Annotated in this window: 12 protein-coding genes; 3 read left to right on the top strand and 9 right to left on the bottom strand. The window is 46.1% G+C overall.

Annotated features, from left to right (window positions below; all coding sequences use genetic code 11):
* The 4 genes from ABY436_RS08285 to ABY436_RS08270 form a co-directional block, all read right to left on the bottom strand.
* Positions 1-1,752: TRAP transporter permease (locus tag ABY436_RS08285; protein ID WP_372738503.1), on the bottom strand; the 1,752-nt coding region annotated here is incomplete at its 3' end.
* 74 nt (positions 1,753-1,826) lie between these two features.
* Positions 1,827-2,810, bottom strand: coding sequence for a TAXI family TRAP transporter solute-binding subunit (locus tag ABY436_RS08280; RefSeq protein ID WP_372738502.1), 984 nt, complete (start codon positions 2,808-2,810; stop codon positions 1,827-1,829).
* A 367-nt stretch (positions 2,811-3,177) separates the two neighbouring features.
* On the bottom strand, positions 3,178-3,528 hold the full coding sequence (locus ABY436_RS08275; protein ID WP_372738501.1) for a hypothetical protein: 351 nt from the start codon (positions 3,526-3,528) through the stop codon (positions 3,178-3,180).
* A gap of 73 nt (positions 3,529-3,601) precedes the next feature.
* A complete protein-coding gene (locus ABY436_RS08270) occupies positions 3,602-4,471 on the bottom strand; it encodes a LysR substrate-binding domain-containing protein (RefSeq protein ID WP_372738500.1) in 870 nt (289 codons plus the stop codon).
* 139 nt (positions 4,472-4,610) lie between these two features.
* Between ABY436_RS08270 and ABY436_RS08265 the strand changes: the two genes are divergently transcribed.
* The 3 genes from ABY436_RS08265 to ABY436_RS08255 all read left to right on the top strand — a co-directional run bounded on the left by ABY436_RS08265 (position 4,611) and on the right by ABY436_RS08255 (position 8,305).
* Entirely contained in the window at positions 4,611-5,729 is a 1,119-nt protein-coding gene (locus tag ABY436_RS08265) for an S-(hydroxymethyl)glutathione dehydrogenase/class III alcohol dehydrogenase (protein ID WP_372738506.1), read from the top strand.
* 79 nt (positions 5,730-5,808) lie between these two features.
* Positions 5,809-6,651, top strand: a complete 843-nt coding sequence (fghA, locus tag ABY436_RS08260) for an S-formylglutathione hydrolase (protein ID WP_372738499.1) — start codon at positions 5,809-5,811, stop codon at positions 6,649-6,651.
* Positions 6,652-6,967: 316 nt separating this feature from the next.
* A complete protein-coding gene (locus ABY436_RS08255) occupies positions 6,968-8,305 on the top strand; it encodes a Na+/H+ antiporter NhaC family protein (protein WP_372738498.1) in 1,338 nt (445 codons plus the stop codon).
* A gap of 406 nt (positions 8,306-8,711) precedes the next feature.
* Here ABY436_RS08255 and ABY436_RS08250 read toward each other — a convergent pair whose 3' ends face one another.
* From ABY436_RS08250 to ABY436_RS08230, 5 genes are all read right to left on the bottom strand, one after another.
* Entirely contained in the window at positions 8,712-9,194 is a 483-nt protein-coding gene (locus tag ABY436_RS08250) for a universal stress protein (protein ID WP_177201128.1), read from the bottom strand.
* A gap of 184 nt (positions 9,195-9,378) precedes the next feature.
* Positions 9,379-10,395, bottom strand: a complete 1,017-nt coding sequence (locus ABY436_RS08245) for a TAXI family TRAP transporter solute-binding subunit (RefSeq protein ID WP_372738497.1) — start codon at positions 10,393-10,395, stop codon at positions 9,379-9,381.
* 18 nt (positions 10,396-10,413) lie between these two features.
* Positions 10,414-12,291 carry a TRAP transporter permease gene (locus ABY436_RS08240; RefSeq protein ID WP_372738496.1) on the bottom strand — a complete coding sequence of 626 codons (1,878 nt, stop codon included), beginning with the start codon at positions 12,289-12,291 and terminating at the stop codon, positions 10,414-10,416.
* A 58-nt stretch (positions 12,292-12,349) separates the two neighbouring features.
* Entirely contained in the window at positions 12,350-13,927 is a 1,578-nt protein-coding gene (locus tag ABY436_RS08235; RefSeq protein ID WP_372738495.1) for a sulfatase-like hydrolase/transferase, read from the bottom strand.
* A 189-nt stretch (positions 13,928-14,116) separates the two neighbouring features.
* On the bottom strand, positions 14,117-14,899 hold the full coding sequence (locus tag ABY436_RS08230; protein WP_372738494.1) for an IclR family transcriptional regulator C-terminal domain-containing protein: 783 nt from the start codon (positions 14,897-14,899) through the stop codon (positions 14,117-14,119).

Raw genomic sequence — 14,899 nt, 5'->3', positions numbered from 1 at the left:
TCCCATCCCCAGTATCAGACTCAATATGGCTGTCAGAATCAGCATGAGTAACAAGTTACCCATCGAGAGAATCTCAACCAAATCAGCCAGTACAGAGCCCACACCGGTTTGCGATACTGCTCCCACAATAATACCGGCGGTTGCCGTGGCGATACCGATACCGATCATGTTACGGGCACCGACGATCAGTCCGTCAATCAGTTCGTTAGCCCCTCTTCTCAGTTGTGTGCCTATCCCCCCTTGGTGGCGAAAAAATGCCATTAACGGGCGCTGTGTCACCAGTATAAAGATCATCAGTACGGTTGCCCAAAAAGCAGAAAGCCCCGGAGACAAACGTTCAATCATCAAGCACCATACCAGTACCACTACCGGCAATAGAAAGTGCAGACCGGATTTAACCGTTGGGCCCACTTCAGGAAGCTGAATCATCGGAGAATCAGGATTCTCTTTTTTCAGATCAGGTACGGCCGCTGCATAACGCACTAAGTAGAGGTAAGTCACTGTTAATAATGCAGCAATTACCCATCCGGCATATTCACCGAAGGTAGGCTTAATCCAACCAATGCCATAGTAAACGACAGCGGCAATAACAGCCGTCACCATAAACCCGGTCAATAAGCCGATCACACGCAGGTGCCAGGGCTTAATCGCGCCACGACGTGGCAGACCCTGCATATCGAGCTTGAGTGCTTCCAAATGCACGATATATACCAGTGCAATATAAGAGATCAGTGCTGGCAAAAAGGCATGGGTAATGACATCTACATAAGAGATACCCACATATTCAACCATCAAAAATGCTGCAGCACCCATGACCGGCGGCATAATCTGTCCGTTAACAGAAGACGCCACTTCAACGGCGCCTGCTTTTTCAGCGGAGAAACCAACACGTTTCATCATCGGAATGGTGAACGTACCGGTGGTGACCACATTGGCAATGGATGAGCCTGAAATCAGCCCGGTCAGGCCTGAAGCAACGACCGCCGCTTTAGCCGGACCGCCACGCATGTGACCTAATAAGGAGAATGCGACCTGTATGAAATAGTTACCTGCTCCTGCTTTATCCAACAGTGCGCCAAACAAAACAAACAGGAATACAAAACCGGAAGACACGCCAAGCGCAATACCAAAAACGCCTTCAGTGGTTAGCCATTGGTGATTGACAAGCTCTTTAAGTGTAACGCCTTTGTGGGCAATGATATCCGGCATATAAGGGCCGGCCAGTGAGTAGGTCAAAAATACAATCGCCACGATCATCAATGGCGGACCCAGTGTTCTGCGTGTCGCTTCGAGCAATAAGATAATCCCGGCAACAGAGACCACTAAATCCTGCGTATTGGGAAGGCCTGGGCGACTCACGAGTTGCTCATAAAACAGGAAGATATAGGAAGCACAAAAAGCAGCCACAACACTGAGTATCATATCGTTAAGTGGGACACGATGGTGTGGTGAGTGAGCAAGGGCCGGATAGGCCGTAAATGCCAGGAACGTAGCAAAACCCAAATGAATAGCGCGGACTTCGGTGTCGTTGAAAATACCAAAGCTGCCGATAAGAGGCCAATCATAAAAAGGAAGGGGTGATGCTATCCATAGTTGAAAAAGTGACCAGACGAGCGCGGTGCCTAACAGTAGTTTACCCTGCCAACCGTGCGGGATACGTGCGCCAGTATCACTGGCTGCGACCATTTCCTGGAGTTCTTTTTCATCGAGTGCTGTTTGCGTGTTTTTGTTCTGTTTGTCTGAATCCGTCATATTCATCTCCCAACACTGGAATCAGGAATAAGAAAGAAGGGATGCTACACACCCCTTCTTTGGCTAGTTGAAAATTACATCCAGCCTTGTTCTTTGTAGTAACGAACAGCGCCTTCATGTAAAGGTGCAGACAAACCGTTAGCAATCATCGCTTTAGGATCTAAGTCAGCAAACGCTGGGTGCAGCTTTTTGAAACGATCAAAATTATCGAATACAGATTTAACCACCAGGTAGACAGTATCAGCGCTAACGTTAGCCGATGTCACCATTGTAGCGGCGTTACCAAACGTTGCGACGTCTTTGTCGGTACCCTCATACATGCCGCCTTTGATGATTGCTGGCGCGTAGAAAGCATTTTCAGCGAGAAGCGTATCGATAACGCCACCGTTTACCGGGATCACTTTTGCTTCGCATGACGTGGTTGCTTCTTTGATGGCTCCGGATGGATGGCCTACAGAGTAAATCATGACATCAATTTTGTTATCACATAACGCCTGAGCCTGTTCAGATGCTTTAAGCTCTGCTGCCAGCTTGAACGTATCTTTCGTCCAGCCTTTTCTTTCCATCAGTACTTCCATTGTACCGCGAGTACCTGAACCCGGGTTTTGCAAGTTGACACGCTTACCAGGTAAGTCATCAAACGTTTCGATGCCTGAATCGGCACGGGCAACCACAGTAAAAGGCTCATTATGTACAGCAAACATGGCGCGCAAGTCTGTAAATGGTCCCTGTTCTATAAATGATTCATGGGTCGTACCTTCAAGCGCATAGCTCTGCCAGTCTGACTGTGCCAGGCCCATATCCTGCTGATTCTGACGGATTGCATTAATGTTAGCCACAGAACCACCCGTAGAGGGTGCAGTACATTTAATGCCGTGCTCATCTGTACCACGGTTAACCAAACGGCAGATCGATTGACCAACAACGTAGTAAACTCCCGTCTGACCACCGGTACCGATAGTTACGTATGTTTGTTCGGCTGCCATTACGCTAAAAGAAGCGGCCAGGCCAACAGCTGATGACAGCAATGTAGTAGCAAGTTTATTTTTAAGTGACATGGTAATCCTTCTTATCGTTATATTCCCGTTTGGGAAGTGCATGAAGTAAATGCGTGAAGTACATTTCAGCCTTGAATGGACTGAGTGTTGCCCAGTAAACACCTTGCAACATGACTTCTTGCTCCTCTACCTGAGGAGATATTTACACGATACGAGAAACAACACAGGCGGAAGACCGCCTTCCATGCCAATAACACCTCCTAGCGTGCCAATATAGTAAAATTAAACACTTAGCTAGGTTTTTATTCAGTAAAACACAGTTTGGTTGTGCTTAAGTAAGGTCAAATACAGCTAAAGCTTCATTCTTATTAGTGCTGAGAAGTGATATTGCGGAACAGGCAGCTAAAAAGCTGCCCGGTAGTATTTATTACCACTCGCGCCACTGTTCTGTTAAGTCTCCTTCATAATCATGGCCTGCATGTGCAATGACCAAGCTAATCAGCGCACACAGATCTTCGCGCTGATGAGTTTCCAGCAGTTGGTGCTGGTGTTTTTCATTAAGTATATTGAGTGTTTTCACCAGCCGTTCAACCTGAGATGAAATCCAGGCAAATTCGGACTTGTGCTCACTGCCGTCAACAGCATTGATAAACGCTGTGAGGATCTGATCACACTCGTCGACATCTTTCTTTAGATAAGCCGGCTCATCGTCATCTTCGATGAAGTCGTACATCCAGTGAAGCAGATACTTCTTTTTCTCTTCTATTTCAGTGTTCATTGCTAACATCTTCCGGCGATATTGTTTGAAATGCTGAATGACAGCGAGATACTGACAAGCCCAATGAATTATATCAGTCTAAATGTTCACTCAGGAAATCTAACAGCACCCTCACTTTCGGGGACAGGTGGCGGTTATGCGGATACAGTGCCCAGACCCCTTCATCTGATGGCTGATAGTTTTCTAATAACGCAATCAACTCACCGCTTTGAATATATTCCTGCACATAGTAGTCGGGCAATTGAACAATCCCCAATCCTTTTAAGGCGGCATCTAATAAGGCCAATCCACTGTTATAGCTGAGGCTGCCATGTGTTTTGATATTACGTTCCTGGCCTTTGTCCTGAAAACGCCAATACTCAAGCGTGCCCTGTAAACAATTGTGGTGCTCCAACTCCGATACGAGGTGGGGTTCACCATGCGTTGACAGATACGCATGAGAAGCACAAACAAACAGCCGACGTGAAGAAAGACGTTTAGCCATCATACTGGAGTCTTCTAGCTTCCCCAGGCGTATAGCCATATCAAAACCGTTTTCAATCAGATCGACTTTTTGATTCGTAAACTGGCAATAGACTTCAAGATCAGAATACTGGCTGACAAAACTATTAATCAATGGCGCAATTTTACTTTCACCGTAGGTCGTCGGCGCTGTTATTTTAAGCTTACCGCGCGGTGCACTTTGCAGATTACTGAGTGCACGCTCTGCATTCTCAAGACCATCTAACACCTGGCGACAGTGCTGATAGTAGATCTCCCCTGCTTCCGTTACTGATACCTGTCGTGTGGTACGGTAAAACAGCTTGGTGGCCAGCCGGCTTTCCAGCGCACTCACTTGGCGGCTCACTTGCGCAGTAGAAATACCAAGTTGCTTCGCGGCGGCGGTGAAGCTTTCTTTTTCGGCCACAGCGACAAATTCAGTGACACCTTCCCAATTAAACATGATTCAGGTTACACATTGTTACCAGCTCGTAAAAGTGATTTGATAAAATGCTAGATTATAACCATCTGAGAAACAACTACACTAGGCTCATCATCATTAAATTCACAACCAGCTAAGAGAGTCGACCATGAGCGGAAATATTATCAAATCAAAAGCGGCTGTTGCCTGGGCTGCAGGCCAACCCCTCTCTATCGAAGAAGTCGATGTAATGCCTCCGCAAAAAGGAGAAGTACGTGTACGCATACTTGCCTCAGGTGTTTGCCATACCGACGCTTTCACTCTGTCGGGCGATGACCCTGAAGGTATCTTCCCGGCAATTTTAGGCCACGAAGGTGGCGGCATCGTTGAATCAATCGGCGAAGGTGTCACTAGTGTTGCTGTCGGTGATCATGTCATTCCTCTGTACACGCCAGAGTGCGGTGAATGTAAATTCTGTAAATCAGGTAAAACCAACCTCTGCCAAAAGATCCGTGAAACACAGGGCAAAGGCTTAATGCCGGACGGCACTACCCGCTTCTCTATCAATGGAAAACCTATTTATCATTACATGGGCTGCTCTACTTTCTCTGAATACACTGTATTACCTGAAATATCGTTAGCAAAAGTTAATAAAAAAGCGCCACTGGAAGAAGTCTGCCTGCTGGGCTGTGGTGTAACCACCGGTATGGGCGCGGTCATTAATACCGCTAAGGTGCAGGAAGGCGATACAGTTGCCATTTTCGGCATTGGCGGCATCGGTTTATCGGCGGTGATTGGCGCAGCCATGGCTAAAGCCAGCCGAATTATTGCGATCGATATTAATGAAAGCAAATTTGACCTGGCCCGCCAGCTTGGCGCTACTGACTGCATTAACCCGAAAAACTACGATAAACCTATTCAGGAAGTGATTGTAGAGCTAACCGATGGCGGCGTTGATTATTCCTTCGAATGTATCGGCAATGTGGATGTCATGCGTTCTGCTTTAGAGTGCTGCCACAAAGGCTGGGGTGAATCGATCATTATTGGTGTTGCCGGCGCAGGCCAGGAGATCTCGACACGTCCTTTCCAGCTCGTTACCGGGCGGGTCTGGCGTGGTACCGCCTTTGGTGGTGTTAAAGGTCGTACAGAATTACCTGAATACGTTGAGCGCTACTTGAAAGGTGAATTTAAACTAGATCATTTCATCACTCACACCATGGGCCTGGAAGATATCAACGACGCGTTTGATCTGATGCACGAAGGTAAAAGTATTCGTACCGTGATTCACTTCGATAAATAACCGAGCTAATGCAGCGGCCTTTTTGTAACGGATAACTCTACATTATCCAGGTGCACCAAAAGGCCGTACGGAGTGCTGTATGACAATAGAAAATATAAGCCGTAATAAAAGCTTTGGCGGCTGGCATAAGCAATATAACCACCACTCAACACGCTTAAACTGCCAGATGCGCTTTGCTATCTACTTACCTCCTCAGACACTGACAGGCGCTAAAGTACCTGTGCTGTACTGGCTGCCAGGGCTAACCTGCAGCGATGAAAATTTTATGCAAAAAGCTGCTGCTCAGCGTATTGCTGCTGAACTGGGCATTGCCATTGTGGCGCCGGATACCAGCCCACGTGGTGACGATGTCGCTGATGATGATAGTTATGACCTGGGCAAAGGTGCTGGCTTTTATGTCAATGCCACACAAGCGCCATGGAAAAGCCACTATCAAATGTACGACTATGTCGTGTCGGAACTGCCTGACCTCATCGAAAAGACTTTTCCGGTGACGCAACAGCGTGCGATTGCCGGACACTCGATGGGAGGACATGGCGCTCTGACGATCGCCATGCGCAACCCGGAGCGATACTGCTCCGTCTCTGCATTCAGCCCCATCAGCAACCCGATGAATTGTCCGTGGGGAGAGAAAGCCTTCTCTGCTTATTTAGGTAAAGATAAAGAAGCATGGCGTCAACACGATGCCAGCGAGCTGATGCGCTCGTCAACACAGCATGTACCTGCGTTAGTTGACCAGGGTGAAGCCGATGATTTTTTGGCTACGCAGCTGAAACCTGAAGCATTGCTGGCGGCAAGCCAGGCAAGTAACTACCCGTTACAACTGCGCCAGCATGAAGGCTATGATCACAGCTACTACTTTATCGCCAGCTTTATTGAGGAGCATCTGCGTTTTCACAGTGAATATTTGAAAGCCGGATAAACAGTAAGCATTATGCCTGCACTCAACAACCTACTGGATAAATGGGTGCAGGCTGGTTTTCTGGATATTTGCCAGCAGCCTTTTAAATCATTATTCCGTAAAGCTATCAAAATATTTTCTTTTATAACTAAAACTCTATCGCTCATAGTAAATCAATATTAGCCCTGTACCACTGACTCCGTATAATGCTGCCATTCATAGCGGTGTTGCCTGCTCAAAACTGACTACACCCTGTATTTAACCTCCATTTCACAAGAATGATAGGTTTTTTTTCTGATTGTTTACCTACACTCTATTTACATTCCGGGAGCCTAAGATGAGAGCTAATCCGCTCGCTCTACTACCTCTATTGTTATTTCTGACCTTGTTTATCGGCAGCGGTGTTTACTACCAATCAGTGAATGCTGAATACGCTTTTTATCAGATCTCTGCACCGGTAGCGATCTTGCCTGCAATTGTTCTGGGATTACTGCTGAGTAGCGGTGATCTGAACAAACGTCTGGAAACCTTTATCAAGGGTGTAGGTGACAACACCATCATCACGATGTGTCTTATCTATCTGCTGGCCGGCGCTTTTGCCAGCGTTGCCAAAGCCGTTGGCGGCGTCGACGCTACCGTGAATTTCGGTCTGAGCATTATTCCATCAGAACTGGTACTGCCGGGTCTGTTCGTTATTACTGCCTTTATTGCCACCGCTATGGGTACCTCGATGGGAACCATCGCGGCGATGGCACCTATCGCCGTTGGGCTCACCGAAGTCAGCGACCTGTCTCTGCACCTCTGTATCGGTGCGGTCGTCGGTGGTGCGATGTTCGGTGATAACTTGTCTATTATCTCTGATACGACCATCGCCGCGACCCGCTCTCAGGGCTGCGATATGCGCGACAAGTTCCGCATGAACGTTAAGATCGCCGTTCCTGCTGCTCTCGTTACCCTTGTCTGGTTATACCTGCAGGGAGTGAATGCAAGCATTCCCCAAGCGGCAGATTATGAATTGATCAAAGTGCTACCCTACCTCGCTGTCCTGGCGCTGGCATTATCCGGTATGAATGTTTTGCTGGTACTGTTCAGCGGTATCGTGTTGGCGGGCGTAATCGGCCTGGCTACTCTGCCTGATTATGCCATCGCACAGTTCTCCAAAGATATCTATGCGGGCTATACCGGCATGCAGGAGATCATGATTCTATCGATGCTCATCGGCGGGCTGGGTGCTCTGATGAAAGCACAGGGCGGATTAGAATTCCTTGCTCAGCAGATTGAGCGCTTAACCACGAAAGGCCAGAACAACGCCCCCGGTACCCGTGCGGGTGAAGCCGCCATCAGTGCCGCCGTGGCATTGACCAACGTCTGTACCGCCAATAACACCGTCTCCATTATTATTTGCGGTAGCCTGGCCAAAGATATCGCCCAGCGCCAAAATGTTGATCCCCGCCGTAGCGCGTGTTTGTTAGATATCTTCTCCTGTGTTGTACAGGGGCTGCTACCCTATGGTGCTCAGGTATTACTCGCCGGATCCATCGCCGGACTATCGCCATTGCTGATAATCGCTAACATTCACTACAGCTGGTTGTTGGGGCTGGTTGCACTAGGGACTATTATTTTCAGAGTAAAATCTTCAGATCAGGAAGACCGCACGCTGGATGCGCTGAAGTGACAGGATAACGCTTTAACAAAAGGAGGTTAAGAGTTCAGATCGGTAAAGGCGTTGAGTTTAGACTCTAACGCTGTTGATATATTGGAACCAACAGAAACACAACGACAGCTGAATACCAGGGAACTGGAAGTAGAACATGTCATCGTTGAAGCCGAAGAAATGCTTCCTGTTGGTTGTATTCCTCCTGACGATTTACCTACACTGGGTGATTATAGAATATGCCTCACTTGGTTACCGGCTATAGCGGCCCAAATAGATAGCAGATCCTGTTTGGTTGCACAATTACCTCGGATCTAATTGGCAACCAAGGTCTTAAACATCGCTGTTGGCTGCGAAGTATTTACGTTGCTGACACAGCTAAGGGTAGCCTAAATCTATCCATAGATTTACTCGATTGTTAATGCGGTTACAATGGCACAATAATAACAGGGACTTTGCTTTCCTGTAATACTCGCTGCGCCGTTGAGCCCAAGAAGAGTTTCTTTAGGCTAGAGTGAGTGCGCGTTCCCATAACAATCATATCGACACCAAGGCGCTCCGCCTCTTCAATAATTACTTCTTCAGGTCGCCCCTGCATTACCAAAGCTTCCGGATAACCTTGCGGATATTCAAATCCATCAGGCAGCTCCTGTTGGCAAAAAATTTCAATGCGATGCTCAATTTTTTTCTTCAATGATGTAAGGCCATCCTCATTAATTTTTTTCAGCGCTCCCTCTGATAAATGCTGAGCCATCATCTCCTCAGTCGTCTTCCCTATTGGCTCAAGAACGTTGAGGAAGGTGATATGAGCCTTATTATCAAACGCCAGCTTTGCAGCCAACCTAAACACTTCACGTGAGTTTTTGCCAAGATCTGAAGCGTACAAAATATGATTTATTTCGGGTAACATCGTACTAAACTCCATTGTAATTATTATTTACTTCATTTATAAAGCGCAGTATTTTGTGAATATATAGGTCTATATACATCGTCTAATTTCAAATAATAAACGTACTTTATCGAGAACAAAGACCGATTAGCGACAACTAATCGGCCAAACTAGTAGTTTAAAAAATTAAACGTTAAATCCTGATTTAATTCAGAATTCCGATTTCACGATAATATTTTTCAGCACCGGGGTGTAATGGCATATTAAGATCGTCAAACACTGTTTTCAAACTGATATTACGTAACCAAGGTGATGTCTCGTATTGCTCTTCCAGATTTTCCCAGAAAGTTTTCGTCATTCGATAAATCATCTCATCTGGAACATCTTTATGTGTTCCGATACCAACGGTTACACCCAAAGTATATACATCTTCCGTATTCAATTGGTTTTCACCATAAGTACCGACTTTAAGTTTGTAGAACTGATAACCGGGTCTCTTGATAAGATTTTTAACTTCTTCATTATTCGCAATATCTTCTTCCGGAATACCAATAAACCGAATCTTATTAGTCAGAGCTATCTGGCTTATGACGGGGCTAGGTGCATTTGTTGGATTAAAGTAAACATCAAGATTTCCGTCCTGAAATGCCTGCGCCGCGGAATCCCAACCTAGTTTAACCGATGTATAATCTTCACCGGGTTCGTACCCAGTGACTGCTTGTATCATTTGTTCTACAGTACGACGAGAAGCGCCACCCGGTGGGCCCGCAAATACTCGTTTCCCTTTAATACCTTCAAGGCTTGTTATACCCGAACTTTCATAAACTGTTCCATGGTAGAAGCCCATTGGAAAATTGAGAACGGCACGTAGATTTTCGGATAAACTCTTCGCATCTTTTATTTTTTTATACATCGCTTCCTGATTTTTCATCAAATGCACGATGATTGGTGAGGACATATAAAAATCTGTTTTTCCTTTGGCTGTGTCTAACTGGTGTTTAGTCGCAGCTCCGGTGGCATTTACAACAATCGAATACTCAGGAATGTTCTTATTTATGGTAGTCGCAAAAGTTGTCATCACCATATAAGGGCTAGCGCCTGGGCCTAGCGTTGACATACGAAAGGTTTCGGCCACAGATGCTTGTATTGCACTACACGACAACAGCAAACCAAGAGAAACTGACAGCATTGCTCGTCTTTTATTAATCATTAAAAACTTCATTAAATACTCCTTTTTATTTTATTTTATTTTACTTACAACAAAAGAACTCTTTTTGATATTCTTCAAACACAAAAATATAACCAAAGCAACCGCCGCTGATTGCGCCATGATAAAGGGAGAAATTGCAGCAAACCCCGTAGCAAGATATAACCAGCGAATGGCTTCTTTAGTGCTGAAACAAGCTGAGATAAGATATATAGCCGATACAGTGGTAACTAACGCTATAACCAGAGAACCGATACTAAAACTATCAGTTATTAGCAATAGTGATGGTTGATAGACAAAGGCAAACGGTATGAGGAATCCAATGATAGCTAACCGAAGAGAAGTAATACTCACTTTAATAGGATTTGCCTGAGCAATAGGCGCCGCTGCAAACGCAGCCAACGCTACCGGTGGCGTTACGGATGAAAGTACCGCGTAATAAACAACAAAAAGGTGCGCAGCGATAGTATCAACGCCTAGCGCTTCCACTGCAGGCCCCATGACCAGGATAATAATTAAATAAGCTGGCACAGTAGGCATCCCCATACCGAGCACTAAACAGCCTAAGGCCATCATAATTAACGAAATGAACAGACTACCTTCCCCTACGATCTGAATCGCTTCAGCAAAGCGCAGCCCGAGTCCTGTGTTATTCATTACAGCAATGATAATCCCGACAGCAGCAACCGCCACGGTGATGGTCGAAGCAGACTTGGCGCCGTTTACCACCATCTGCCATAAACGATTCGGCTCTCGCAGTAGCTGTGGTTCAATTATCAATCCAAGTACCGAAGCAGCGATAACCGCCCAAAAACCCGCCAAGGCCGGACTGCTACCATTAATCATCAGCACTACAATCAAACCTAAAGGAATCACAAACGGCAGACACTTTAGTTTCTCTTGTGTCGTCAGTGGTATCGTGGCTTCATCTTTCTTTGAGCTCATACCCAAGCGGTTTGCCTCACAAGAGATAAAAGCGAATAGGCTAGCGTAATAGAAAAACGCTGGGATTAGCGCAGCTAAACAGATATTAAGATAGGAAATCCCTGTAACATCAGCCATGATGAAGGCCACTGCGCCCATAATAGGAGGCATTAGCTGCCCGCCACTGGAAGCAACCGCTTCAACAGCGCCCGCAAAACTGGCAGAGAAGCCACGTTTCTTGATCATCGGAATAGTAATAACCCCAGTTCCTACAACATTGGCAACCGCACTTCCGGAAATTGTGCCAAACAAGCCACTTGCTAGTACCGCAGCATGGGCATCACCACCGGCAAAGCGGCGCGTCAGGCCAAATGCCAGTTTTAACAGCACATCACCTACACCCAATGCTTCTAGTAATGCACCAAATAAAATAAAAATCAGAATCGTCGAGGTAACAACGGCGATCGGCCTGCCAAATACCCCATCGAAGCTATACCAAACAGTGATCAATAGCTCATTGATATCGATACCTGTATGCCCGACCGCACTCGGTAAAAAATTGCCATAAAGTGCATAAGCAAACACAATCGCACAGACGATAACTAGTGGTGTCCCAACAACCCTGCGAACTAACTCCGCAAGCGCCGTTAAACCGATCAATGCATAGATAATGTCTATGTTTTCCAGTTCGTACAGCCCGCTCTCTAGCTCCTCTGCCACCCAGAAGTAGCGGTAAGTCGCTGCTGCGATGCCGGCGATTAATATTAAATCAAAGAGGCGTCCATACCAGGATCGCTGACTCGCAATACACTTGGCATAGAGAAGAATGACGGATGCAAGACAAAAGGTACCTACACGTATAAGGGTATCATCATAGATACCCCATCCTGCGGTATAAACTACAGAACTTACCATGACAATAAAAAGTGGAGCCGCTATCCATTTGCCAACCCCTCCTTTTATATCGAAAAAATTTTTAGAAAACATAGTTCTACCCTGTTTTATTATTCTTAGAAGTCATAAATTACTTAGTCATTAATAGCGCTTACCACAACCCAAACAGGTAGCCCCTGGAGTGGGCTTTCCCAGTTTGTTGCGCAACCGTTTCATTACTTACGGTGGTTCGGATTTTCCGGTGACGATACCAATCGTAGAGCGCTGCTTCCATTTCTACGCAGACGTCTTTATGACTCTCTTTTTCCGCTAAATCGATCTGCTCCTGAGGATCATTTTTCAGGTCGAATAATTGCGGACGAAAGTGTTCATAATGAATATATTTCCAACGTTCATCTGTGATCATGACTGCACGTGTCTGATCTGGAGCTAACGCCAATTCATTGCGCGCTTCGCGCCACGCATAATCAGCCTCACTAATCGCATAGCGGCGCCACTTAGTCTTGTCTGACTGGCCGTTAATCACAGGTATTAACGAACGCCCTTCCAAGATGTGCGAACAGGGTTCGGCACCAGAAATATCAAGAAAGGTCGGTAGCAGATCGATAGCTTCAATCAGGCGATCATCATTCACCCCGCGAGAGCTCTCAGCAGTGCTTCTAGGGTCGTGGATAATCATCGGAATACGCGCACTCGCTTCATGGAAGAGCTCTTTTTCACCCAACCAATGATCGCCCAGATAGTCACCGTGATCTGCTGTAAAGACCACTACAGTGTTGTCGTATTCTCCGATTTCTTTAAGGTAATCAAATAAGCGCTTCAGATGGGTATCCAACTGAGTTATTAGTCCCATGTAAACTGGGATAACGTTTTCGCGCACTTCCTGACGGGAAAAATTAACGGATTCATGATGGGTCATGAATGCTTCAATCACCGGATGTAAATTATCTTTTTCTGCTGTTGTAGCGTTACAAGCCAGCACATCATCAGCGGAGTACATATTATGGTAGGGTGCCGGAGCTATATAAGGCCAATGAGGTTTAATGTAACTCAGGTGCAAACACCAGGGCTCATCCTTGGTCTCACGAATAAAGTCTATCGCGCGGTTAGTCGTGTAAGCCGTTTCAGAGTGCTCCTCTTTTACACGCGCAGATAAATGACTGTTTCGCATATACCAGCCACTTTGCACATCGCCGTTCTCATCCTGTCCTGAATTAGCATATTCATGCCATGGATTATCTCCCAGATAACCCTGCTCTCGTAAATAGCAATTATAAGCGAGATCCGGTGACACGCTCTGGTCGGGGTGAAGTCCGTCATCACGTTCGAACGGCTCAAATCCACATTGGCTGACCAATACTCCCCGAGAGGACTCGGGATCTATACCAAGACGCGCCATACCTTCGGCATCTTTCTTCATATGGGTTTTACCTACAAGTCCAACACGATAGCCCTGTGGACGAAGATAATCCCCGATGGTTTTTTCCGACAATTTTAAAGGTACATTATTGTAGGTTGCGCCATGAGAGCTGGCGTAACGGCCGGTATAAAACGACATTCGAGAAGGCCCGCAAACGGGCGCTTGCGTATAAGCACGAGTAAAATTAATACCCTTTGTTGCAAGCTCATCAATGGTTGGGGTTTTTATTGTCGGATGACCGTTACAGCCTAAATAATCAGCTCTTAGTTGATCCGCCATGATAAAAAGAATATTGGGTTTGCTTGGCATAATATAAAAACACCTTTCTTATTAGGTTACAGATCTTCCAGCCAGCGCATTCGGTTTTATTAACAGGCATGTCAAACTAAGCGAAGGACTGAAATATAATCAGACTATATATAAACTTGATATAAGGAGAACTTTGCATTTCACTCAGTGAAACGGAGGCAATAGCATTTGACGCAGAGAGTTAAGGATCTAGATTTTTTTCATTCGCTTGGCTAGCTGGACAGCGCCGGCGCGCAGGCTAGGGTATAAATGATTGACAATTTCATCTTGACCTACAGCTCCCTGCGGCCAGGCAACTGATAATGTCGCTGTTACATTTTCTTGGTCAAACACAGGAACAGCAATCGCCTCAATGTATTGTCCACTATTAGAAACAGTACCAAAGAAGGCAGGCTCTCGCTGCCCATAGCCCTGGTCTTTAGTTTGTTGCAATAACTTGTTTAACCAAATCTGATCATGAGCTAACTTCCCTTCTTTACCTCCAGCAGATTTAAGACCTGAAATTATCTCTTGCATCTCGTCGCTTGGACAAAAAGCAAGATAAGCTCGACCAATGCCCGAATAAAGAAAGGGAGGGCGTACCCCTAAAACCTCTCTGTTAAGGCTAAAGGCAGCCAGAGGTCGGGTAGTTTCTATAATTTTCATCGCCAGGCCATCTCGCTTAGAGATATCTACAGGCCAAGGAATCTCGCCCTGTAACTTTTGTATAATTGGCGTAGCCAGCTCCACTATAGAATCTGAAGAATCGATATTGCTGGTAATCGTCTGCAGGGTATACGACAGCCGATACTTCGAATCACCTAATGCTCTATATACCCAACCAGACTCCTGCAAGGTTTTTAGAATCCGCAACAACGTTGCTTTATTGATAGAGGTTTGGTGATGTAGGTTTGCCAACGTAGTAGGCGATTTAACCCGCAGCACATCCAGTACCAACATAGCCCGAGATACAGCATCAATTGATTTGACCAT

Source organism: Neptunomonas sp., assembly GCF_041601355.1.
Lineage (GTDB): Bacteria > Pseudomonadota > Gammaproteobacteria > Pseudomonadales > Balneatricaceae > Neptunomonas.
The sequence above is the reverse complement of the archived record's forward strand: the minus strand, read 5'-3'. Positions and strand labels throughout refer to the sequence as shown.